The sequence below is a fragment of the Parabacteroides sp. HGS0025 genome (genome assembly GCF_000969845.1).
In the GTDB taxonomy this organism is placed as follows: domain Bacteria; phylum Bacteroidota; class Bacteroidia; order Bacteroidales; family Tannerellaceae; genus Parabacteroides; species Parabacteroides gordonii.
The window spans coordinates 1-22787 of sequence record NZ_KQ033902.1 but is presented as its reverse complement, the minus strand read 5'-3'; the positions used below and the strand labels follow the sequence as shown (position 1 = coordinate 22787).

Sequence of the window (22787 nt, the reverse complement as noted above, 5' to 3'; positions counted from 1 at the left end):
TAACTTTTATTAATCAATGAACAAAAAAAGAAGCAAAGGAATAGAGATACTATAGTGACGATCTATCTTGCTACGAAGGAAAGCAATCGCTTTGGTCAACTGCGATTCGACAGTATTTTCAGAAAGATTGAGCTTCGCGGCAATTTCCCTATTTGTCAACAATTTACGGCGGCTCAGAATAAATATTTCCCTGCGGGCAGAAGGCAGTTGTTCGATTAAAGAGTCAATATATTCTTCCAGTAGATGATAGTCCACTTCTTTCTCTGTTGTATTTTCAGTTGGTTCGGTTGTTTTTATTTTTTCCTGATAAAGGTATTCCAACATTCTATGCTGATAGATATTGACAAGTTGATTTTTGGCAATTGTACAGAGATAGGCGCCGAATGATTTGTCTGTATCGATCAATTCTCTACCCTCCCATACCTTTATAAATACAGATTGTACGATCTCCTCCGTCAGATAGGTATCACCCCGGGATATACGCATTACAAAGTTGTAGAGCTTACCACTCCAAACATTATAAAGGTATTCAAAAGATGCTATATCTCCTCTTCTCAGATTACAGATGTGATGTGATTCTTTATCCATAACGTGTACAGTTATCTTTGCAAAGGTAAAAGAATTATCAGATGATAGCACAAAAAAGATAAAAGGTTGCATACTATTTACAAATAGCATGCAACCTTTCCTGAAAAAGTATGTAGGCTTTTTATTCCTTTATTGCCGATAAAGGACTTTCTTCACGACAGTCTTTTTTCCATCTGTAATACGGATAAAGAACAAACCTGAATTATCCGGGACAAAAGAAACCGGACTGTTGGTTTCCATCGTTTTCCTTTTTACCAGTTGCCCCTGTGCATTATACACCTCGATAGAATACTTACCGGCATCGGTGTCCTTTACATTTATGACCAAAGAAGAACCCTCTTGACGGGCTACCACCTCAATCTCCGGTACCCGGATATGATCTGAGGCAGTTTCCATCCCCGGAGAAACAGCTTTAGCAGCATTTACAATCTCACCGGTCGAATGATCGATCAGTAAAACAACGACTTCGATATGATCCTTATTCTGTATATTAAGGGGTAATTCCAGGTCATACGTCGAACTTAATATTTCATCTTTTGTGAATTTTCCGGGAATACTAGACAGCATACCATCAAATCCGGGGAATATGGTACGGGCTACATCCTGATATACCATCCGGGAAGCTGGTACCGGAGAAGGCAACGAACTGAAATCTCCCATAGGACTAGAGCTTCCGGAATAACTATTATTTTGCGCATAACCGGATGCCGTTCCTTTCATATCATTTTCCAGGATAACGAACGCATATACATATTGTGCTTCTTCTGCATCAAAAGCAAATTTAGTTCGAACATTTGCAGATAACATTGTCTTCTCCTCATCCGCATATGATACGGAAACTGCTACTGCAGAAGTGACAGGTTCTGCCATCTCTGACTTATACATGGATTCCAGATTGAAATAAGGGTCTCCCTTTCTTTGCCGGTTCACAAGTATATTAGGCAAGCTTGTAAAGAACCCCAGTAAACCGTCTGCATAAGGTCTCAATCCCATCGGATCATAATTATAGCTATAGTCATGAACTGCTATACCGATAAAAGAATCCGGATATTTCTTCTTCATCTCAGCCATTCCCACAATTCCCCGCGGACAATAGCCGCACCAGGTGGCAGTCAATTCTTCGCCAACAACCACACGACGGTATTCCAATGGCGGAAGATTATTATCCTGTGCACGGGAGACAAAAAGAGGAAATAAGACAAGAAATAAAAGTATAATTTTTCTCATAAGCGATCTTTATTTTCAGATTATCTGACAGATACTTTCCGGGATGTTATAACTTTTCCTCCTTGATAAAGCGCAACGACATAAATACCATTTGCCAAAACAGGCGAACTGATATCAGCATTAGAAGAGAGAGGTTGTTCATAAACCGATATCCCGTTCATATTTACGATACGGAGATCCATATCCTCTGCATCAGGCGCTTTCACATAAATGCGTCCTGCCGAAGCATATATCTTCCAGTCGGCATCAAGGCCAATCTTTTCATTTGCCACAGTTCCCGAATAATTGAAATGAACTTTGACCGATATGCTTTCATCACCGGAAAGTAATTTAAAGATAACTGTACTATTCCCGTATTTGCTCTCATCCAGAATTAAGTAATTAGCATGAAAAGAGGTATTCGTTTCGTTGGGTTCCAATGTAAACTCATCCGATTTGACAACACTTTCCGGATAACAGGTAGTACCTACACACAGCTGGACAGCACCACCTTCCGCCAATTCCAGATTGTCTTTGCTTACCGATACTTTCAGTTGCTTGTCGGTATTGTTACGAATTCCCAATTCCAACAACATCTGCCCCATTTCGGGATCATATTCCGTTACAGTAACCTCCGCTCCCTCTTCAAGAGCTTTATCGTTATACACCCACTGGACATTCTGCCCCCAGGATGACATACAGCACAGCAGTACTGGCAATATAAACAATGCTAATTTTCTAATCATGATACATTCTATTTAATAATTAATACTATTCCTGTTCTATTTCTGTCTTAACAGCCTGAAGAATCTCGTGTGATTTCCGATCATACACGAAAGCCACGATCTGTAAATCTTTCTTTTTCCAGGTGATATCCGGCTGATAAACATATTCCTTCTTTATCGTAGCACCTTCCGTCAAACCGGTTCCCATGCTTTCTCCCCAGGTATCGTTTATCGCATCACGAAACACATGACGGTGCAGATAAGCGGTATTGATCGTATTATCAGGCATCAGCTGGGCATCTACAATATGATCTTCTATGATCCATAACTGCAAAACCGGTTCATTTCCTACTGCCCGGAGAAAATCGACAGCGGCATGGAGTCTTATCTCTTCCATTCCCGGCTGCCACACGGCTTCCAGTTTTATTTCCACAGGAGACTCTTCGCTTAAACGATCAATCACCTGTGAACTCCAGGTCGGAACATTGTTATTTGTCACTTTTCCGTTCGAAGCTACCCGGTCGACCATCGCAGCCGGATAACCATCCGGTTTGAAATAATCGTTATATGCTTCTCCTGCCTTTGTACGGAAGTCTATTTTCCAGGCGCTACCGGATGTATTGGCATAACTTCCTGCATGGATACTCACTGCGATCAGGTGCCCTTCGCACCATTCTTCCAGTCGTGCGATTTCGTCGGCAGCAACCGGGCAATTCACACATTTATGTCCTGTGAAGTCTTCCAGAAGAACGATTTTATTGGTAAAGTGCAATTCGTCTGTCTGGATAACACGATCCTTTTCATCAATAATATCACAACCGGCAACCAGCAGCAATAATGATAAGATATAATATAGACGTTTCCTTTTCATCTGTTAGAAATTAAAATTGTAGGACAACTGAAAACCTCTGCTGGCGGGAACATACCGGCATACACCACCGGCACAATTATATCCTGCCCTTGTACGGCCATATCCTAGCTGGACACGGTGAGATTTATGCGAATAAGTAGCCGAAGCCATATAATAATGCAGATTGGTTTCCCCACTATTATACATATCGGAAACGGTAAACATAAGAGACGGAAGGACAGAGACTTCCAGCAAAGCAAACAGCCAATCGCCTTCATCCTGCCGGGTATTCAGATACTGAAGTTCCCCACGGAAAGTCAATTTACGATTTGCCTGGTATTTACCTTCCAGCACATAGATGTTCGATTTAATCAGATCGCCGTTGGTTGCATGCCCCTCAACTACCCGTTGATTATAACGCTGGTTCATATACATGGCATTCAGTTTCCATGAACGGCTGAGTTTCTTCTCAAACATAATATTGATATCCTGATAATAAAGATTATCCAGGCCGGAAACTTTATGGAGAGCACGGATATGGGAAGCATGTAGCTTGATCAAAGTTCCGTATTTACCACCTAAAGCTGTATGGCGACGGAAGTTATAACTAGCTTCTCCCTGGAAAGCCCACTCGCCCAACGGTTGGGTAGCATACGGATAAAGGGCAGGCAATACATATGTTTGCTGCATGGTGAAAGCCGGCAGATAATTTATAAAGGAAGAAATACCCGTCATCGACCGCAGGCTACGGAAAGCCATGTTCTCACTTCGCTTCACCTGCAACAGGAAACTCATACCTTTTCTGGAATAAGAACCTGAAAGCAGGAGAGCGCTTCCCCGGTCATAGCTGTATTGGTTATCGAACGACGGATCGTTTATCTTCCAGGCATAATCAGCCATCAGGTTATAGCCATTTTTCTGGAACTGCAAACGGGCATCAAAAGCTGCTATATTTAACGGTAAATTCAGTTTCTTATCTGATGCGATATAGATATCTTCTTCTTTCTCATGCTTTCCGGTGTACGACAATCCCAGCAGCAACCGTGCATCCTGTTCTTCCAGCTTCCGCAACCACTGATCCAGGTTCAATTCGGCATCTCCACCCCATAAGAAACTGTCGTTATGATCCCAGTAACGGCGTTGCTTACCACCCAAAGCCTTCAAACGAAGTCCTTTCAAGGGATGCAGGATCAGCCTTCCGCCACGGATCGAATTATCGATACCCAAGCTACGCTCTTCGTAGGTACGTAAAGTCAATCCGTTACCGAACTGTTCATAGAAATCACCGACCGTCAGTTCCGCATTCCGGTAACGTCCGGTGGCATAAAAGTAAGGCACACCCCAGCCGGCAAAGTCTTTTTCAAAACCAGGCAGCGGGTGATCCAGGTATTCGAAACGACCGCCCACCGTTAAATAGTCGGCAACAGACAAGGCCAGATCGACATAAGTATTTGTCAATACCTTATCTTTATAAGAACTGGTTCCGATGGCATTGTCTTCTTCCGGAAACAGGATATCCGACTGGATACTTCCTGTCAGACGTATTTTAGAAGGGTTCTTTCCCGCAGATTGCGTTTGTAATGAGTCAGATACCGGTAATGCCTCCTGTGCTTGAGCTGCATAGATAAACAGAGCCGTCATGATCAGGTAAATCTTTTTCATCCGGACTTATTTATTAACCAGTTTCTTCACTTCATCGAACAAAACGGCATCGCCTCCTTCTGTGTAACCAATATGGCTGGAAACAATATTTCCCTCTCCATCCAGTAAAAATACATGGGGGATCACATTTACTCCCATTGCCCGCTTCAGGTCGCTTCCCGGATCGAGTAATACGTTGAAGTCCCAGGCAGAACCGTCAACCAGCGGTTTTACTTTGGCAACATCCTGTCCCTGATCAATAGAGACTGCGATCAGTTCGACACCGGTTTCTTCCTGCCAGTCTGCATATACTTCGTTGATCGCAGATAATTCACGCAGGCAAGGTTTACACCAGGTTGCAAAAAAGCTAAGTATGACAGGATGCCCTTTCTTGTTCAATTCGGACATATTCATACTCTTACCGTCAGTATCTTTTAATTGAATGGCGGGTAATTGTGCAGAGGCAGAGATACATACAACAATCAATAAGATAGATAGAACTAAGGCTTTACGCATAATTTCATGCAGATTTGGAAATTCATAACTTCTGATCTGCCAAAGGTAGGAAAAGATATAAAAAGAATATCACCGAACCGATAGGTTTTATCTATCAGTCCAGTGATATAATCTATTAGCATCCGAAAATAACATGCAGAATGATATTCCGGGGCTTTATATATTTAAAAGATTACTTGCTGAAATCCCTCGGAGCCGGAACCGGAGCCAACGGTTTACGACTTTGAAGATCCTTCATAACCTCTTCGATCGCCTTGTTCAGCTGTTGGTCTTCGCCGTTCCATTCTTTGACCGGATCATTGTCAATCAGGATATCCGGATCTACACCGTGGTTTTCGATGATCCACTGGCCGGTCTTCGGGTCATAGCTGGTGAAGAAAGGCACGCGGATATCGGTTCCATCCATATAAGGCAGCGGGCCACTGATACCGACAATACCTCCCCAGGTACGTGTACCGATCAGCTTACCCAATCCCAGTGCACGGAAGCCCCACGGGAACAGGTCGCCGTCGGAAGCTGAGTATTTATTGATAAGGCATACCTTCGGGCCTACCTGTACGGCATCAGGAACAGTACCGATATGGTTGGATCCACGACGCATAGTCAGACGATACGGTTCGCGGGAGAGACGTTCGAGGATCATCGGGGAAACATTACCGCCTCCATTGGCACGGTCGTCGATAATCAGGCCTTCCTTATCCAGCTGGGGATAGAAATAACGGGAGAACTCATTCAGACCTTCTACACCCATATCCGGGATATAGATATATCCTACACGACCATTAGTTGCTTTGTCTACTTTCTTGATATTATCCTGTATCCAGTTATAATGATATAAAGAATATTCCTCTTCAAGCGGACTGATCACGATCTTACGGGCTCCTGCCAGTTGCGGTTTGCTGTTCAGTGAAAGTTCGGTGGGTACACCAGCTTTACCGACCAATAAAGAATACATATCTTTCACACTGTTGGTCGGAATACCGTCGATAGCGACAATAAACTCGCCTGCTTTTGCTTCGATACCCGGTTCGGTAAGCGGTGAACGCAGGTCTTTGCTCCACGAAGCTCCCGGAAGGATCTTTTCAAGACGGAAGAAACCACTCTTATCGCGGGAAATTTCGGCACCGAGCAAACCTGTTTGTATACGCTCCGGACGATCCAGTTCACCGGGGTTCACATAGGCATGACCGCAATTCAATTCACCGATCATTTCACCGATCACATAGTTCAGATCCAGACGGGTCTTTACATATGGAAGCAGGACTGCATATTTTTCTTTGATCGCTTTCCAGTCTACTCCATGCATATTCTCTACATAGAATCCATCACGGTAGGCACGCCATGCCTCATCGAAGATCTGTGCCCATTCTTTCGGATAATCGGTAGTAATCTTCATATTGGAAAGGTTGACAGCTTCACTAAGATCCGCTTTGCCGGAAGGGATATCGGTTACATAAAGTTCTCCTCCTTTATAGAAAAGAGCTTTTTTACTGCCGGGAGTTACAGACATGGTAGCACCATCGGCAACGATATCTTCTTTCTGTTTCTCTAAGTCATAGACCTTCGTTCCGCCACGGCCGAAATAATAGACCTTATTTCCATCTGCATAAAAATTAAAATAACGGGACCCTGCCAACGGAAGCTGAATAATACGGTCGGAAAGACCTTCTACATCGATCTTCACTGCCGATGTTTCTGAAGCAGTCTCTTTCTTAGCATCTTTCTTAGGTTCTTCCTTCTTTGCTTTATCTTCTTTGACCGCAACCTGTGCATCTTTTTCAAGGAAAGGAGAAGGAGTATCTTTCGATAGCAAAGCAAGATAAACACCATCCATATTATTATAAACATGGTTCCATTCCAAAGAGCCATAAGTAGGATTGAAATCGCGGGCAGAAGAGAATACCAGATACTTGCCGTCATTACTAAAGACAGGTGAACCGGAGTCGTACCATTTATCTGTTACAGGATATTCTTTCTTATCGGCAATATTATAAACATAGATAATGCTATATTCGTTATTAGCCGGACGGGAATAAGTCAACCATTTGCTATCGGGAGAGAATGTAACATCCCTTATTTCAGCCATCGGATCCTGCACTGCCAGCGTCACCTGCCGGGTTGCGACATCCAACAGGTTAATGCGGTTCTTACGATCGGTATAAACAATTGTTTTTGAATCCGGACTCCATTCGAAAGAGCGGATATAGGTATCGTTATTTTTAGTCAACTGTACCGGTTCACCGCCTGTTGCATCCTGCAGGTAGAGTTCTGTCTCACCTGTCCCGTCGGAGATATAAGCGATCTGCTTTCCATCGGGCGACCATTGTGCTTCGCGATCATGCTGTCCCGGAGAGCGGGTAATATTTTTTGTCACTCCTTTATCTGCAGGCAAATTGAATATTTCTCCGCGGGAAGAAACTACAATACGTTCGCCATCGGGGGAAAGACTTGCCTGAGTAATATATTTTGATCCGTCTTTCTGTTCGCTACGGGCATATATATTATCGGAAGTCAATCGGATATTTACCTTTTCCGGCTTTTTGGACGCTGCATCCATCTTATAGATATAACCGCCATTCTCAAATACGATCGTATTTCCGTTGGCACTCGGGAACTTTACATCGTATTCGGTAAAATCGGTTACTTTACTCGTCTGTTTTGTTTTTGTGTTGTAGACAAAGATATTCATTGTACGGTCGCGATCGGAAATATAGAATATTTCATCACCGATCCACATCGGAATAATATCCTGGGCTACATTATCCGTAATATTCTCTACCGACTTCTTTTCCGGGTCATAAATCCAGATATCGTCGGCCATCCCGCCTTTATAATATTTCCAGGTACGGAACTCGCGCATCACTCGATTGTAAGCCAATTGCTTTCCATCAGGCGAATAGCTACAGAAACCGCCTTCGGGCAAAGGTATTACTTCCGACAGACCGCCTTCCTTATCTACCGTATAAAGTTTTCCGGAAAAACCGTCGCTGATACGGTTGCGGTAAACGATACGGCTGCCATCGGGAGTCCAGGTCATTACAATGTTGTTAGGGCCCATACGGTCACCCAGGTCATCACGTTTGTTGGTCGCAGTATAGGTTACACGTAAAGGTTCACCGCCGGTTGAAGGCATGGTGAAGACTTCCGTATTCCCGTCATACTGTCCGGTAAACGCGATTGTTTTACCATCCGGTGAAAAATGGGGGAACATTTCATAACCAACATGTGAAGTCAAGCGTTGAGCTTCTCCACCTGTTGCCGGAACTTTATATAAATCTCCGGCATACGAAAATACAATCTCGTTACCGTTTGTAGCCGGGAAACGCAACAGGCGAGCGTCGTCCGCTGCCATCATCAGGGCAGGTACTCCGGCTAAAGCGAGCAAAGAAAGAATAAGTTTCTTGTTCATGTTATCTTAGTTTAGTCTATTGGCAAAGGTAAAAAAAGAGAATGGTTTTTAAGTAAGAAACTCATCCGGTATTTGCATTAGGGGGGTAATCGATGCGATCTTTTTTGATACATCGAAGCCGGAAGGGCAGTTCACCTGACAGACATCGCAATCCGTACACATATCCTGCTTCAATCCCAGACCGAGTAGTGTCTCTTTCGACTGTTGGGCATGTTTGTAACCGTAAGCATACATATAGGCACGCATGATATCGGGTATAGGCAATTGCTCAGGACACTGTTCGCGGCACTGACCACATTGTTGACAATATAAAGACTCCTTATCGCATAACGCCTGCAAATATTTCTTTTCATCCTGTGTCAGCTCCATATCATATGCAGCAGCCAGGCATTCATCCAGATGATCATAATTGGTAAGACCGGGAATAACAGTCGTGATATTTTTATTCTGCCAGATCCATTTAAGACAGGCCCGCCCGTTAATTATTTTCTTGCCATCAGCATCTTCCGTTCCTCCTGCCATAGTCTTCATGGCAATAAAGCCCATCCCGGCCTTTACTCCCCGCTCGATCGCTTCATCCGTTTCCTTTATATTCTTCATCTTAAAGTTATAACTGATCAGGGCGACATCATAAATTCCTGTTTCGATAGCTGCGTCAATCAGTTCCGGTTTCTGGTCGTGAGAGGAGAAACCGACAAAACGGGTTTTACCTTCAGCCTTGACCTTTTGCAGGATATCGAGGATACGCTTGTCCTGTATCTTTTCTGCGGTACTGATAGAATGAGTATAGAAAATATCAACATGATCCATTTTAAGACGTTTCAAACTAATTTCAAGTTTGTCGAGCAAGTCTTGCTCGAAATCATCCCTCAACGGATAATCGAACATTACTTTCGTGGCAATAAAACAGGAACTGCGCGGCTTTCCATTGAAAAAGTTACCGATCATTTCTTCGTTCCGTCCGTTCTGGTATCGATGAGCAGTATCAAAATGAATTATCCCGGAATTAAAAGCGGCACGCAATACATTATTGCTATCGGGACGATCAACGCCCATGCTGAGGATAGGAAGTTTTACACCTGTTTTACCTAAAGAACGCATGGGGATTTTTGCCTCTTCATATTCTATTGCTCCCGGAACAGACGCCAAAGCATCCGGAACAAATAATAAACCGGCTCCCGCTACTGTCGAGAGCTTCAGAAAGTTTCTTCGATCGACACTTTTATTTCCCATAACCTGAATCAGAATTAAGTAAACAGAGAATTAAACTGCTCAAATATAGCAAAAAAAATCCCGGAAGCTGTGCCCCCGGGAATTAAATATATAATGTAGTAACAAAGGATTATGCTTCTTCCGTATCAATTCCTTTCCATACAACCGCTGCTATGGCAGCTCCAAGGAAAGGCGCAACGATAAACAACCATAATTGTGAGAGTGCTTCACCTCCCTGGAACAGAGCCGGGCCGATACTACGAGCCGGGTTCACCGATGTTCCGGTAATAGGGATACATACAATATGGATCAAAACCAGCGCCAGACCGATAGCAATACCGGCAAACTTCGTATTTGCTCCTTTGGATGTAGAACCTAAAACAACAAGCAGGAAGATAAATGTAAACACTGTTTCGGCAACGAAGGCAGGAAGGACATTGGTATATCCGTTAGCACCGGTAAATGTCGTGACAGAACCGGAATCTTTTGCCAGTATATACAAGATAGACGACCCGATGATCGCACCGATCACCTGAAAGACCATATACATACCCGCATCTTTTCCGGAAATTCTTTTAGAAAGTAACATTCCCAGTGTGATAGCAGGATTGATATGACATCCCGATATCTTACCGATCGTGTACACCATTGTAAGAACGGCCAGCCCGAAAGCAAAAGCAACTCCTAGTGTTCCAACTGATGCAAAAGGCTGAACTGCCCCTGCAAATACTGCGCTACCGCAACCCATCAGGACAAGTACCATCGTCCCGATCATTTCTGCTAAATACTTTTTCATTAGTGAACTTAATTAGTTTTTAAATAGTATTTGTATAGGAATAAATAAACTATCTCGCCTTATTGACTATACTTTATATTTATTAAACATATACTTATAATAATTTGTTCGGGAATTTCAGTTTCATTTTTCGGAATCTCTTAATTCAAGGCATGCTGTATAAAAATAATCTTGTACTTTTACGGAAATTAATAAACGCATGAAAAAATTACTAGTCTTAACATCGGCGCTTTTGTTTGCAGGCTCCGTATTTGCAGAGAATGATCCGTTATGGATGCGTTATCCTGCCATATCTCCAAATGGTGAAACCATTGCGTTTACGTATAAAGGAGATATTTATACCGTTCCGGTATCCGGTGGTAAAGCCACCCAGTTAACAACACATTCGGCTCATGATACACGCCCTGTATGGTCGCCAGACGGCAGCCGGATCGCATTTGCTTCCGATCGTAACGGAAATTTCGATGTCTTTATTATGGATAAAGACGGGGGAGTACCTAAACAACTAACAACTCATTCGGCAAACGAATATCCGGAAACATTCAGTAATAATAATGAGATCCTTTACTCGGCTTCCATACAACAGGATGCAAAGGATAGCCAGTTCCCTTCCGGTACATTCTCACAGATCTATCAGATTAGTACGGAAGGTGGACGTCCGGTATTATTCTCTTCGCTGGCCATGCAAAATCTATCGGTGAACAAGAATGGCGACAAAATTTTATACAATGATATCAAAGGTTATGAAGATCCGTGGCGTAAGCACCACCAGTCTTCCATCACACGCGATATCTGGTTGTGCTCGCTCGATAAAGACCGTACATTTAAAAAGATAACAACCTTCCGTGGCGAAGACCGTAACCCGGTATGGACTGCCGATGGGAATGCTTTTTATTATCTGAGTGAAGAAAAAGGCAGTTTCAATATCTTTAAGAATGATCTGACCGGAAAGAGTGACAAACAAATCACACAGCATACAACGCATCCTGTCCGTTTTCTGACTTCCGATAATAACGGTAAACTTTGTTACAGCTATGATGGTGAAATATATACGGTAAAAGAAGGTAGTCAACCGGCTAAGGTAAATATACAGATCGTTTCCGACCAAACAGAGAATGATTTGATCCATCGCCTGATGTCGAGTGGTGCAACCGATATCGCCGTAGCACCGGGCGGGAAAGAAGTTGCTTTCATTGTCAGAGGGGATGTATATGTTACATCTGTCGAATATGAAACAACCCGTCAGATAACAGATACTCCGCAGCAGGAACGCAATATCGACTTCAGTCCTGACGGACGCTCTCTGGTTTATTCTGCTGAACGGGGCGAAACATGGGGTATCTACCAAAGCAGCCTCGTACGCAAAGACGATAAGTTCTTTACCTATGCGCAGGAGATCAAAGAAGAGCCATTGGTTGTGACTGATAAAACATCTTTCCAACCTTCCTACTCACCCGACGGAAAAGAAGTTGCTTTCCTGGAAGACCGTACCACTTTACGTGTAATCAACCTGAAAAGCAAACAAGTCCGTACAGTATTGGACGGCAAATTCAACTACTCTTATAGTGATGGAGACCAGGATTATAAATGGTCGCCCGACAGTAAATGGTTCCTGGTCGAATATATTGCGATCGGCGGATGGAATAACAAAGACATCGCCCTTGTAAAAGCCGATGGAAGTGGTGAAGTAACAAACCTGACGGAAAGTGGTTACTCGGATGGTAACCCGAAATGGGTGCTGGACGGAAAAGCAATGATCTGGTCGTCCGACCGTGCAGGCTATCGCAGTCATGGTAGCTGGGGTTCACAGGCTGATACCTACATTATGTTTTTCGACAGTGAAGCCTATGATAAATTCCGTCTGAGCAAAGAAGAACTTGCCTTGACAGAAGATGAAGAAAAGGACGAGAAAAAAGACGATAAGGATAAATCGAAAGACAAAAAAGCAGACAAAAAGAAAGAAGATACTAAAGATGATGAAAAAGAGAAAGACAAACCGGTCGATCCGCTGAAGTTCGATCTCGAAAACCGTAAAGACCGTATCATCCGTCTGACCATCAATTCTTCCAACCTGGGTGATGCCGTACTGACACCGAAAGGAGATAAGTTATACTATTGTGCAGCTTTCGAAAAAGGCTACGACTTATGGGAACGCAACTTCAAGGAAAATAGCACAAAGCTATTAATAAAAGGTGTTGGCGGAGGAAGTATGTTTGCCGATAAGAAAGGTGAAAATTTATTCCTCGTTTCCGGCGGTAAACTGAAAAAGGTCGAGATTAAAGACAGCAAAACGAAAGATATCGACTTTAAAGCCGAGTTCTCTTATCGCCCGGCTAAAGAACGTGAATACATTTTCAACCATACCTGGCGACAGGTAGAAGATAAATTCTACGATCCGACTATCCACGGTATCGATTGGAAAGGATATAAGACAGCTTACAACCGTTTCCTGCCGCATATCAACAACAATTACGATTTCCAGGAAATGTTGTCTGAGATGTTAGGCGAACTGAATGGTTCACATACCGGAGCCCGCTACCGTCCGTCTTCTTCTACTCCGGCTACTGCCTGCTTGGGAGCCTTCTATGATAATAAGTATGATGGCGACGGATTAAAGATTGAAGAGATCATCGCCAAAGGCCCGTTGACAAAGGCGGATACACAGATAAAAGAAGGATGCATCATCGAAAAGATCAATGATACACCAATCAAAAAAGGGGTGGATTATTATCCGTTACTGGGAGGTAAGGCCGGCAAAAAAGTTCTGCTGTCCGTTTACAACCCTACTACAGGCAAACGTTTTGAAGAACAGGTAAAACCGATCTCTTATGGCGAACAATCCAATCTGCTGTACAAACGCTGGGTAGAAAACTGCCGTAAGAAGGTAGATGATCTGTCGGGTGGTAAGATCGGCTATGTACATGTCAGAGGAATGAACAGCGAAAGCTTCCGCGAAGTCTATTCCGAATTGCTGGGGCGTTGCCGCAATAAAGAAGCGGTAATTGTAGATACCCGTCACAACGGTGGTGGCTGGTTGCATGACGATCTGGCAACACTTTTAAGTGGTAAGGAATACCAACGTTTCGAACCGCGCGGTCAGTATATCGGTAGCGATCCATACAACAAATGGTTGAAACCTTCCTGTGTGTTGGTTTGCGAAGATAACTATTCCAATGCACATGGTTTCCCCTGGGTTTATAAAACACTAGGTATCGGAAAATTGATCGGTGCCCCGGTTCCCGGAACAATGACTGCCGTATGGTGGGAAACACAGATTGACCCGTCATTGGTGTTCGGTATCCCTCAGGTCGGTGTAAAGGATATGAAAGGCAACTATCTGGAGAACCAGGAACTGGAACCGGATATCGAAATCTACAACACACCGGAATCTCAGTTGAAAGGTGAAGACCATCAGTTGGAAGAAGCGGTTAAAGTGATGTTGCAAACGGTAAATAAATAAGAATTACATTATAGAATTAAGGAGAGGCGATAAACAGCTTCTCCTTATTTTTTTAATCTGGTATAGCAATGTGGGAAGCGGGAAAATCAAGTTTTTTGTATTTATCCTGCATTTCTTTATCGGTTTCTTCCTTGTCGTTGGTAAAGAATACGGGGGAGTCCTCGAAATGCCAGGTTCCGAGATAGTTCAAGGTATTTTCAGCAACAGTAAATTTGAAAAAGACTAATTCATCGGGACGCTGTTTCTTATTCTTTATCTTTCGTTCCGTTTCAAATATGGAGTCTTCCCCTTTATAGATCGGTTCCATATAAGACTTGCCGCCATACCATTTACTTTCAGTCCACCAGTAATTCAGGATGACATACGTACCCGGTTCGATCAGATAACAAAATTGATTTTCTTTCGAAGTCTTAAAGGTCGACTTTACCCTGAAAACAAATACCTCATTCGTTTCAATATTGATCAGCCGGATATCCTGGGGATAACCACCACTCTTGAACTTCTTCAAACGCTGAATAAATTGACCGTAGAAGGCTGCTTGCCCGGCCGGAATGGTATCGTTCGTTCCCAACTTCTCCAATCTTCGTCCCGGTTGGGCGGCAGCTCCCAATGAAACTATCAGCAATATTGCGATCAGTACGTGCTTCATAAAAGTTCCAACTCTACTTATTAATCAACAATGCTATTTTACATCGAACAGAAAAACGAAACAAAGAACGGTACCGTAAAATCAACCAGTATTCCGTGAAAGATAGAAACGAATACCAAATCCTTTCCTGAATAACGTGTAATAATGGGTAATGTTGTATCCATCGTGGTCGCACCACCGGCACAGATCGGAGCCAGACGACCGAAATACCTGACAAACAACGGGGCACCCAACAACGCGAATATTTCGCGGATAATATTAGCCATCAATGCGATTGTTCCTAATTCTGTTGCCATCTGAACACCCAATGAAGCCTCTTTCAATTCCGTTATCAGGATAGACGACAACGAATAATAAGCAAACCCGCTCCCAACTGCCAAGCAATCGAAAACACTCCATTTACTGATCAGCAAACTGACCAGAGCCGATGCCGTAAGCGTCCCGATAATAGTAGCCAAAGGTACCAGCAACAACTTCGGACGGATACTGCACAATATATCTTTCAGTTTCTTATCACTCCCGATGCTTAACCCGACCTGGAACATCAGCAGATAAAGTACATACATCGTGATATCATTCTCCACGATTACCTGCGGCAGATAACCGCTCCACCCCAGGATACATCCGAGCGCAAAGAAAGCGACAACGATCAGACTTCCTTTCATTCTCTCCTCCTTTCCTTAAAGAAAAAGTGATATACCCCCCAGGCTGCCAATACGCTTCCGAGTGTTCCGGCCAGGGCAAGCAGAAAAGCCTGTCCTCCCAGTGTTGTCAGGTTACTTACAATAGCCTCATTAGCTCCTACCGAAATACCCAGCAGGAATAACAGAAGTAGAATCGTATAGGAAATAGGCTTACCTATCTTTTGCAAAAGCTCCACTTTACGCAACAGGTATCCTATGGCTATACCGCCAAACATAATTCCGATTACCGTGAACATAATTATAATTTTTCGGCAAAGGTAACAGAAAGAGCCTTGCAGTACAAGTCTGCAAGGCTCTACCGGTGTCATATATGATCTACATTTTTACTACTTCCGACGATATACGAAACCCGAATATATTAAACACAGCAATTTTCAATCATAAAAGAAGAAGTCAGCAGCAGGACAAACAGGAGAACAATGATAAACGTCACCAAGGCTGAAAAAGAGTAAAAAAGACGAAGATGTCGCTGTCTCTTTTCCTTTGCAATCCGTTGCAGTACTTTCAAATCGAATTCCTTTCCCAGCGGTGGAAGTATTTCCGCCTCAGGAGTCAGGAACCACGCTTTGTAAGGACGCAACTCCAGCGGTAAAGTGTCTGACGAGAAAAAGTGTCTTAACTCCCGTTCCTCGTCGATGGTGGTGGCACATTCCCAATATTTCTCCAACAATATTTTAATACGGTCGTAGTCCATACCTGTGAGTATATGTAATTTTATCTGACAGCGAAACTCTCTGTCCGCATCTTCTGCAAATTGATAGCCTCCAGAGCCAGATTGCGGGTAACCATCAGGCAGTAGGAAGGGATATCTTCTATCACAATCCAGGCAGCCCGTTCTCCCCACACCTTCAGCATCACGTCCTGAACGATTTGCTCGGAACGCTCTGCATTTCCTGTGATCCTGAAAGCAACCCGCAAGAGGTTATCTTTTAAAGGCAATATCCTTGTTATGAATTCATCTGTTCTCATCTCTGTTATATTAGACGAGTACCCCCCATAAAAGGTTGCAGTTTTTGGTTACTTTTTTTATCAGATTGTAGAAAAAGACCGCTATATAGTTCTTTTTCATTATATTTGTAGCAGTTCTAACAAAACAGTAAATCCGCATATTTAAACTAAATCAATAAATAAACAGTGAAAAAGACAATCTTATTCTTCCAGGCTGCTGTTCTTTGCCTGCTGGCCGGATGTAAACCGGCTCCCAACAGTGGTTTATTAAGCGATGAAATCAAGTATGTCGATCCGTTCATCGGAACCGGATTCCACGGACATACTTTCCCCGGCGCTACCCGTCCGTTCGCCATGGTGCAAGTCAGCCCCGACACACATATCATGGGCTGGGATGCCAGTAGCGGTTATCATTACGATGATCGCGAAATCTACGGCTTCAGTCATACACACCTTTCCGGTACCGGTATCGGTGACCTGGGGGATGTAGCTTTACTTCCTTTCTCCGGTGGCGACTCGATCAAACCGGTCGGCCTTTTCAACAAAGACACGGAGAAAGCGACTCCGGGTTATTATGCCGTACGTCTGGATAACTTCGGCGTAAACGTAGAACTGACAAGTACCGATAAAGTCGGTTTTCATAAATACACTTACGATAATCCCAAAGACCGCCGCGTCATGCTCGACCTGGGGCATATCCTGCAGCCGAACTGGGGACATAAACTGGTTGATAACAGCTACCTGTTCGTAAACGACTCGACAGTGGAAGGTACGGTACGTACGCAGGGATGGGCTCATTTTCATGCCGTATCCTATCGTATTACCTTCTCTGAGCCGATCGAAACGATCTACCAGTATGTCGGAGGCAAACTGCGTCAGGACTCTTTATTCCTGCGCATCAATACGGCTGAAGACTTAAAATTCCATTATAAGTTCCCGGAAAAGGCAGAACCTCTGTATGTAAAGGTGGCCCTTTCTATGGTGGATACCGACGGAGCGGAAAAGAACCTGATGGCAGAGCTCCCGGGATGGGATTTTGAAGCAACCCGTATCAAATCCGCCGAAATATGGAATGATGCGTTGAACGCAATTGAAATTCAGAGCGCTGATCCAACAGTGATGGTTAATTTCTATACAGCACTCTATCACACCATGATCGCACCGTTCGCCTATCAGGATGTAGACGGCCGCTATCTGGGTATGGACAAGAAAGTACATAAAGCGGAACCCGGCTATGTAAACTATTCCGTATTCTCCTTATGGGATACTTTCCGCGCCCTTCATCCGCTGATGACGATCATCAATCCGGATCTGGCAGCCGATTGGGGAAAAGTTCTGGTACAGGGATATAAAGAAGGAGGTATCCTTCCGAAGTGGCCGCTGGCTTCAAGCTACACCGGCTGTATGGTCGGTTACCCGGCTGTATCTGTCCTGGCAGACCTTGTGTCCAAAGACCTGGCAGACGGTGATCTGAAAACATGGGCTGAAGCTGGAGCCCGTTCTTCCGTATATCGCGAAGACCTGGCTGAAAAATTTAAAGGGACACGCGAACTGGATCTGATCACCCTTCATCCGTACTTTAAAGAAAAATACGGCTTCGTTCCGGCCGACTCTGTTCCGGAATCCGTATCATGGGGACTGGAAATGGCTTACGAAGACTGGTGTATCTCACAAATCGCCGCTAAAGCAGGATTAGATTCGCTGGCTAAAGCCTACGCAGCCAAAGGAGAATATTACAAACGTTATTTAGACCCGGAAACGAAAATGATGCGTCCCGTTATGGGTGACGGTTCATTCCGTACTCCGTTCAATCCACGCTATTCAGCCCACATGAGAAGCGATTATACAGAAGGAAATGCCTTCCAATGGAGTTTCTTTGCTCCGCATGATATGGATAACTTCATCGCTACAATCGGTGGCAAGAAAGAGCTGGAAACACGTCTGGATACCTTATTCACTACCTCTTCGCAGGTTGACGGCGAACATGCTTCCGGCGACATCACCGGTCTGATCGGTCAGTATGCCCACGGAAATGAGCCGAGCCACCACATGGCTTACCTGTATAACTGGACTGATTCCCCCTGGAAAGGACAAGAACGCCTGGATTATATCATGCGCGAATTCTATACGAACAAGCCGGACGGTATCATCGGAAACGAAGACTGCGGACAGATGTCTGCCTGGTACGTCATGAGTGCCCTGGGATTCTATCAGGTTGCTCCGGGTATTCCGGTTTATACATTGGGACGTCCGATGGTAGATCGTGCCCTGGTTCACGTAAAAGGCGGCATATTTGAAATCCTGGTGAAGAACAACAGTCCGGAGAACAAATATATCAAAGAAGTTACATTGAATGGAAAGGCACTCGAAACCCCGTTCTTCTCCCATGCCGACATCGTAAAAGGCGGTAAGCTGGTATTTGAAATGACCAATACGCATCCATAAAAAATAAAATCATGTTACTGACTACAACAAACAATATTGAAGGGAAAAAGATCGCCCAATATTACGGGATCGTTTCCGGTGAAACAATTATAGGAGCAAACGTATTCAAAGATTTCTTTGCCGGAATACGCGATATAGTAGGTGGACGGGCCGGTTCATATGAAAGCGTATTGCGCGAAGCAAAAGAAACGGCTTTACAGGAAATGAGCCAGCAGGCTGCACGAATGGGAGCCAATGCCGTTATTGCAGTCGATCTGGATTATGAAACTGTAGGAGGAAGCGGAAGCATGCTGATGGTTACAGCTGCCGGTACGGCAGTTCGATATGAATAAAATTACGGATGGGGGATAAAAGTCCCCCATCTGTTTCTATTCCCCTAAAATTCTTCTGATATGGTTCTTTAGTATGTGAAAAGCCGGTGCCGCCATTGAGCCATGATCGTATCCATCCAATTCATAGATATAAGTATCTTTATGCCCGGCCACCTTCATCATTCTCCAGAAATAAGCATTCTCTTCATAACGTCCCAACATTTCCATTTCGCGGTCACCTGATACGATTATTAAAGGAGGAGCATCAGGACGGACATAATAAAGCGGAGCAAATTCATCTATACTAGGCTGCGTTTCCTTCATTCCCAGCGATTCCCGATAGGCAAAATGGCTGATAGCATGTCCACTGAAAGGTATAAGGGCTGCAATTGAATCTGCATCTATACCGTAAACCTGCAGCCATTTCTTATCCAACCCGATCATATTTGTCAGATAACCGCCCGCAGAATGTCCGGATACAAATATCCGCTGCCAGCTACCGCCATATTCTTCAATTGTTTTAAATGTCCAGGCCACTGCAGCAGCCGCGTCATCAATACAATCTTTAATCGTACATTTAGGCAATAAGCGGTAATTGACTGCAACGACAGCCAAACCACTATTCTTTAACTCTTCCGGAATAAACTTACTTCCACCGGATAAACCACCACCGTGGAACCAAACAACCGTCCCGAAGTCCTTCCCGTTTTCAGGATAATAGACATCCAGCTTGCAACGTTCCAGACCATACGGGTCACCTGTAGTCCGGTAAGGGATATCTTTTACTACAGCATAATTAATACTCTCCTGTGCACAAAGAATAGCGGAGATAAAAAAGAAAACAAATAAGATATAAGACTTGATCATAAAGCATTGATTTTTGGACAAAGATAAACGATTTATCTAAATGCAAAAAGGGATCAACCTTACGATTGATCCCTTTCATTTGTTTTGAGTTCTTGACTCTAAAACGGCGGCTATCTACTCTCCCACTTTTACGCAGTACCATCGACGTGGTTGGGCTTAACTTCTCTGTTCGGAATGGGAAGAGGTGGATCCCCAACGCTATAACCACCTTAATTTCTTTAAGATGTTTGACCTAGGACAACGCTACTTTAACAGTAACCTTCACTTTATGACCTGTATTGCTACTTGCCATCTGCTGATATATCAATCCTTCCTACCGGAAATAGAAAGTCTCGGGCTATTAGTACTACTCGGCTTCGACATTACTGCCCTTACACCTGTAGCCTATCAACGTCGTAGTCTACGACGACCCTATAGGGATATCTAATCTTGAGGCTGGCTTCGTACTTAGATGCTTTCAGCACTTATCCAATCCAGACTTAGCTACCCGGCGGTGCACCTGGCGGTACAACCGGTAAACCAGTGGTCTGTCCAACACGGTCCTCTCGTACTAGTGTCAGAGCCTCGCAAATATCCTACGCCCACGATAGATAGAGACCGAACTGTCTCACGACGTTCTGAACCCAGCTCGCGTGCCACTTTAATGGGCGAACAGCCCAACCCTTGGGACCTTCTCCAGCCCCAGGATGTGACGAGCCGACATCGAGGTGCCAAACCGCTCCGTCGATATGAGCTCTTGGGAGCGATCAGCCTGTTATCCCCGGAGTACCTTTTATCCTTTGAGCGATGGCCCTTCCATGCGGAACCACCGGATCACTATGCTCTAGTTTCCTACCTGATCGAGTTGTCTCTCTCCCAGTCAAGCACCCTTATGCCATTACACTCTACGACCGGTTACCAATCGGTCTGAGGGTACCTTTAGAAGCCTCCGTTACTCTTTTGGAGGCGACCACCCCAGTCAAACTACCCACCATACAGTGTCCTCGCTTAGCGAGTTAGAACTCAAACAACCAAAGGGCCGTATTTCAACGGCGACTCCACAAATACTGGCGTGCCTGCTTCAAAGTCTCCGGCCTATCCTACACATTAGTTGCCCAAATTCAATGTAAAGCTATAGTAAAGGTTCACGGGGTCTTTTCGTCCCATCGCGGGTAATCGGCATCTTCACCGATACTACAATTTCACCGAGCTCACGGTTGAGACAGTGTCCAGATCATTACACCATTCGTGCAGGTCGGAACTTACCCGACAAGGAATTTCGCTACCTTAGGACCGTTATAGTTACGGCCGCCGTTTACTGGGGCTTCAATTCAATGCTTCTCTTGCGATGACATCTCCTCTTAACCTTCCAGCACCGGGCAGGTGTCAGGCTGTATACTTCATATTTCTATTTCGCACAGCCATGTGTTTTTGTTAAACAGTTGCCTGGACCTATTCTCTGCGCCCACCTGTTACAGTGGGACCCTTTATCCCGAAGTTACAGGGTCAATTTGCCTAGTTCCTTAACCGTGAATCACTCGAGCGCCTCAGTATTCTCAACCCAACTACGTGTGTCCGTTTACGGTACGGGTACTCTATGAATATGCTTAGCGGATTTTCTAGGGAGCCTGCTTACGTCCATATTACCTTGTACAAGTACGCGGTATACTGTCAGGTTCGACTCTCCGAGCGGATTTGCCTACTCAGATCAACGTCTACACCCTTTAACTGCCTATTCCGTCAGGCAGCAGGACTGTCACTTCTCCGTCTCCACATCGCTCCATAAAGTAGTATGGGAATATTAAACCATTCTTCCATCGGAATCGCCGTTCGGCTTATCCTTAGGTCCCGACTTACCCTGATCCGATTAACGTTGATCAGGAAACCTTAGTCTTTCGGCGAGGAAGTTTCTCACTTCCTTTATCGTTACTTATACCTACATTTGCTTTTCCAGCTACTCCAGCAAGGGTTATCCCTCACCTTCTACGCCACTGGAATGCTCCCCTACCATCCATTACTGGATCCATAGCTTCGGTAAACAGTTTATGCCCGAGTATTATCCACGCCAAACTCCTCGACTAGTGAGCTGTTACGCACTCTTTAAATGAATGGCTGCTTCCAAGCCAACATCCTAGCTGTCTCTGCAGTCTGACTTCGTTAGTTCAACTTAACTGTTATTTGGGGACCTTAGCTGATGGTCTGGATTCTTCTCCTCTCGGACGCGGACCTTAGCACCCGCGCCCTCACTCCAGGGCAATATATAGTACGCATTCGGAGTTTATCTGGACTTGATAGGCGGTGAAGCCCTCGCATCCAATCAGTCGCTCTACCTCATACTATACTAACCCTAGGCTGCACCTAAATGCATTTCGGGGAGTACGAGCTATCTCCAAGTTTGATTAGCCTTTCACCCCTACCCACAGTTCATCCGAAAGCTTTTCAACGCTTACCGGTTCGGTCCTCCAGTTAGTGTTACCTAAC

The 22787-nt window shown here is 44.4% G+C and carries 18 protein-coding genes and 2 rRNA genes; 3 read left to right on the top strand and 17 right to left on the bottom strand.

From position 1 onward, the window contains the following. Positions 1–9: 9 nt before the first annotated feature. From HMPREF1212_RS00100 to HMPREF1212_RS00060, 9 genes are all read right to left on the bottom strand, one after another. The gene (locus HMPREF1212_RS00100) at positions 10–588 is read right to left on the bottom strand and encodes an RNA polymerase sigma-70 factor (RefSeq protein ID WP_028728870.1); all 579 of its coding nucleotides are present in this window, start codon (positions 586–588) and stop codon (positions 10–12) included. 129 nt (positions 589–717) lie between these two features. After that, positions 718–1815 (bottom strand): T9SS type A sorting domain-containing protein, encoded by a 1098-nt coding sequence (locus HMPREF1212_RS00095; RefSeq protein ID WP_046147986.1) that lies wholly within the window; start codon positions 1813–1815, stop codon positions 718–720. A 20-nt stretch (positions 1816–1835) separates the two neighbouring features. Continuing rightward, on the bottom strand, positions 1836–2540 hold the full coding sequence (locus tag HMPREF1212_RS00090; RefSeq protein WP_082099793.1) for a T9SS type A sorting domain-containing protein: 705 nt from the start codon (positions 2538–2540) through the stop codon (positions 1836–1838). 25 nt (positions 2541–2565) lie between these two features. Further along, entirely contained in the window at positions 2566–3390 is an 825-nt protein-coding gene (locus tag HMPREF1212_RS00085; RefSeq protein ID WP_046147984.1) for an Omp28 family outer membrane lipoprotein, read from the bottom strand. Positions 3391–3393: 3 nt separating this feature from the next. Beyond that, positions 3394–5031: a DUF6029 family protein gene (locus tag HMPREF1212_RS00080; protein ID WP_087880882.1), complete on the bottom strand. Its 1638-nt coding sequence runs from the start codon at positions 5029–5031 to the stop codon at positions 3394–3396. Positions 5032–5037: 6 nt separating this feature from the next. Next, the gene (locus HMPREF1212_RS00075) at positions 5038–5526 is read right to left on the bottom strand and encodes a TlpA family protein disulfide reductase (RefSeq protein WP_028728865.1); all 489 of its coding nucleotides are present in this window, start codon (positions 5524–5526) and stop codon (positions 5038–5040) included. Positions 5527–5698: 172 nt separating this feature from the next. Beyond that, positions 5699–8935, bottom strand: coding sequence for a S41 family peptidase (locus HMPREF1212_RS00070; protein ID WP_046147983.1), 3237 nt, complete (start codon positions 8933–8935; stop codon positions 5699–5701). 48 nt (positions 8936–8983) lie between these two features. After that, the gene (locus tag HMPREF1212_RS00065) at positions 8984–10168 is read right to left on the bottom strand and encodes an aldo/keto reductase (RefSeq protein ID WP_046147982.1); all 1185 of its coding nucleotides are present in this window, start codon (positions 10166–10168) and stop codon (positions 8984–8986) included. 109 nt (positions 10169–10277) lie between these two features. After that, the gene (locus HMPREF1212_RS00060; protein ID WP_028728862.1) at positions 10278–10943 is read right to left on the bottom strand and encodes an MIP family channel protein; all 666 of its coding nucleotides are present in this window, start codon (positions 10941–10943) and stop codon (positions 10278–10280) included. 199 nt (positions 10944–11142) lie between these two features. Here HMPREF1212_RS00060 and HMPREF1212_RS00055 point away from each other — a divergent pair, with 199 nt between their 5' ends. Beyond that, positions 11143–14403: a S41 family peptidase gene (locus HMPREF1212_RS00055; protein ID WP_046147981.1), complete on the top strand. Its 3261-nt coding sequence runs from the start codon at positions 11143–11145 to the stop codon at positions 14401–14403. Between the two features lie 52 nt (positions 14404–14455). On the opposite strand, the gene HMPREF1212_RS00050 is transcribed toward HMPREF1212_RS00055, so the two are convergent. The 5 genes from HMPREF1212_RS00050 to HMPREF1212_RS00030 form a co-directional block, all read right to left on the bottom strand. After that, positions 14456–15052 (bottom strand): hypothetical protein, encoded by a 597-nt coding sequence (locus HMPREF1212_RS00050; RefSeq protein ID WP_046147980.1) that lies wholly within the window; start codon positions 15050–15052, stop codon positions 14456–14458. A gap of 38 nt (positions 15053–15090) precedes the next feature. Continuing rightward, positions 15091–15717: a LysO family transporter gene (locus HMPREF1212_RS00045; RefSeq protein WP_028728859.1), complete on the bottom strand. Its 627-nt coding sequence runs from the start codon at positions 15715–15717 to the stop codon at positions 15091–15093. Then, the gene (locus tag HMPREF1212_RS00040; protein WP_028728858.1) at positions 15714–15992 is read right to left on the bottom strand and encodes a LysO family transporter; all 279 of its coding nucleotides are present in this window, start codon (positions 15990–15992) and stop codon (positions 15714–15716) included. The genes HMPREF1212_RS00045 and HMPREF1212_RS00040 overlap by 4 nt, the downstream gene beginning before the upstream one ends. 122 nt (positions 15993–16114) lie before the next feature. After that, complete coding sequence (locus HMPREF1212_RS00035) at positions 16115–16450, bottom strand: hypothetical protein (protein ID WP_028728857.1); 336 nt, start codon at positions 16448–16450, stop codon at positions 16115–16117. Positions 16451–16470: 20 nt separating this feature from the next. Beyond that, a complete protein-coding gene (locus tag HMPREF1212_RS00030) occupies positions 16471–16725 on the bottom strand; it encodes a sigma factor (RefSeq protein WP_028728856.1) in 255 nt (84 codons plus the stop codon). Between the two features lie 165 nt (positions 16726–16890). Between HMPREF1212_RS00030 and HMPREF1212_RS00025 the strand changes: the two genes are divergently transcribed. Continuing rightward, positions 16891–19149: a GH92 family glycosyl hydrolase gene (locus HMPREF1212_RS00025; RefSeq protein ID WP_046147979.1), complete on the top strand. Its 2259-nt coding sequence runs from the start codon at positions 16891–16893 to the stop codon at positions 19147–19149. Between the two features lie 11 nt (positions 19150–19160). Further along, the gene (locus HMPREF1212_RS00020) at positions 19161–19481 is read left to right on the top strand and encodes a YbjQ family protein (RefSeq protein WP_028728854.1); all 321 of its coding nucleotides are present in this window, start codon (positions 19161–19163) and stop codon (positions 19479–19481) included. Between the two features lie 36 nt (positions 19482–19517). On the opposite strand, the gene HMPREF1212_RS00015 is transcribed toward HMPREF1212_RS00020, so the two are convergent. The 3 genes from HMPREF1212_RS00015 to HMPREF1212_RS00005 form a co-directional block, all read right to left on the bottom strand. After that, the gene (locus tag HMPREF1212_RS00015; RefSeq protein WP_046147978.1) at positions 19518–20327 is read right to left on the bottom strand and encodes an alpha/beta hydrolase; all 810 of its coding nucleotides are present in this window, start codon (positions 20325–20327) and stop codon (positions 19518–19520) included. 101 nt (positions 20328–20428) lie between these two features. After that, positions 20429–20539: ribosomal RNA gene (gene rrf / locus HMPREF1212_RS00010) — 5S ribosomal RNA — on the bottom strand. A 107-nt stretch (positions 20540–20646) separates the two neighbouring features. Next, positions 20647–22787, bottom strand: a 23S ribosomal RNA gene (locus tag HMPREF1212_RS00005); the annotation flags it as partial.

Bases quoted from the DNA above. Each gene is read 5' to 3' on its own strand.
- HMPREF1212_RS00100 (WP_028728870.1), bottom strand. From the start codon at position 588: ATGGATAAAGAATCACATCACATCTGTAATCTGAGAAGAGGAGATATA.
- HMPREF1212_RS00095 (WP_046147986.1), bottom strand. From the start codon at position 1,815: ATGAGAAAAATTATACTTTTATTTCTTGTCTTATTTCCTCTTTTTGTC.
- HMPREF1212_RS00090 (WP_082099793.1), bottom strand. From the start codon at position 2,540: ATGATTAGAAAATTAGCATTGTTTATATTGCCAGTACTGCTGTGCTGT.
- HMPREF1212_RS00085 (WP_046147984.1), bottom strand. From the start codon at position 3,390: ATGAAAAGGAAACGTCTATATTATATCTTATCATTATTGCTGCTGGTT.
- HMPREF1212_RS00080 (WP_087880882.1), bottom strand. From the start codon at position 5,031: ATGAAAAAGATTTACCTGATCATGACGGCTCTGTTTATCTATGCAGCT.
- HMPREF1212_RS00075 (WP_028728865.1), bottom strand. From the start codon at position 5,526: ATGCGTAAAGCCTTAGTTCTATCTATCTTATTGATTGTTGTATGTATC.
- HMPREF1212_RS00070 (WP_046147983.1), bottom strand. From the start codon at position 8,935: ATGAACAAGAAACTTATTCTTTCTTTGCTCGCTTTAGCCGGAGTACCT.
- HMPREF1212_RS00065 (WP_046147982.1), bottom strand. From the start codon at position 10,168: ATGGGAAATAAAAGTGTCGATCGAAGAAACTTTCTGAAGCTCTCGACA.
- HMPREF1212_RS00060 (WP_028728862.1), bottom strand. From the start codon at position 10,943: ATGAAAAAGTATTTAGCAGAAATGATCGGGACGATGGTACTTGTCCTG.
- HMPREF1212_RS00055 (WP_046147981.1), top strand. From the start codon at position 11,143: ATGAAAAAATTACTAGTCTTAACATCGGCGCTTTTGTTTGCAGGCTCC.
- HMPREF1212_RS00050 (WP_046147980.1), bottom strand. From the start codon at position 15,052: ATGAAGCACGTACTGATCGCAATATTGCTGATAGTTTCATTGGGAGCT.
- HMPREF1212_RS00045 (WP_028728859.1), bottom strand. From the start codon at position 15,717: ATGAAAGGAAGTCTGATCGTTGTCGCTTTCTTTGCGCTCGGATGTATC.
- HMPREF1212_RS00040 (WP_028728858.1), bottom strand. From the start codon at position 15,992: ATGTTCACGGTAATCGGAATTATGTTTGGCGGTATAGCCATAGGATAC.
- HMPREF1212_RS00035 (WP_028728857.1), bottom strand. From the start codon at position 16,450: ATGGACTACGACCGTATTAAAATATTGTTGGAGAAATATTGGGAATGT.
- HMPREF1212_RS00030 (WP_028728856.1), bottom strand. From the start codon at position 16,725: ATGAGAACAGATGAATTCATAACAAGGATATTGCCTTTAAAAGATAAC.
- HMPREF1212_RS00020 (WP_028728854.1), top strand. From the start codon at position 19,161: ATGTTACTGACTACAACAAACAATATTGAAGGGAAAAAGATCGCCCAA.
- HMPREF1212_RS00015 (WP_046147978.1), bottom strand. From the start codon at position 20,327: ATGATCAAGTCTTATATCTTATTTGTTTTCTTTTTTATCTCCGCTATT.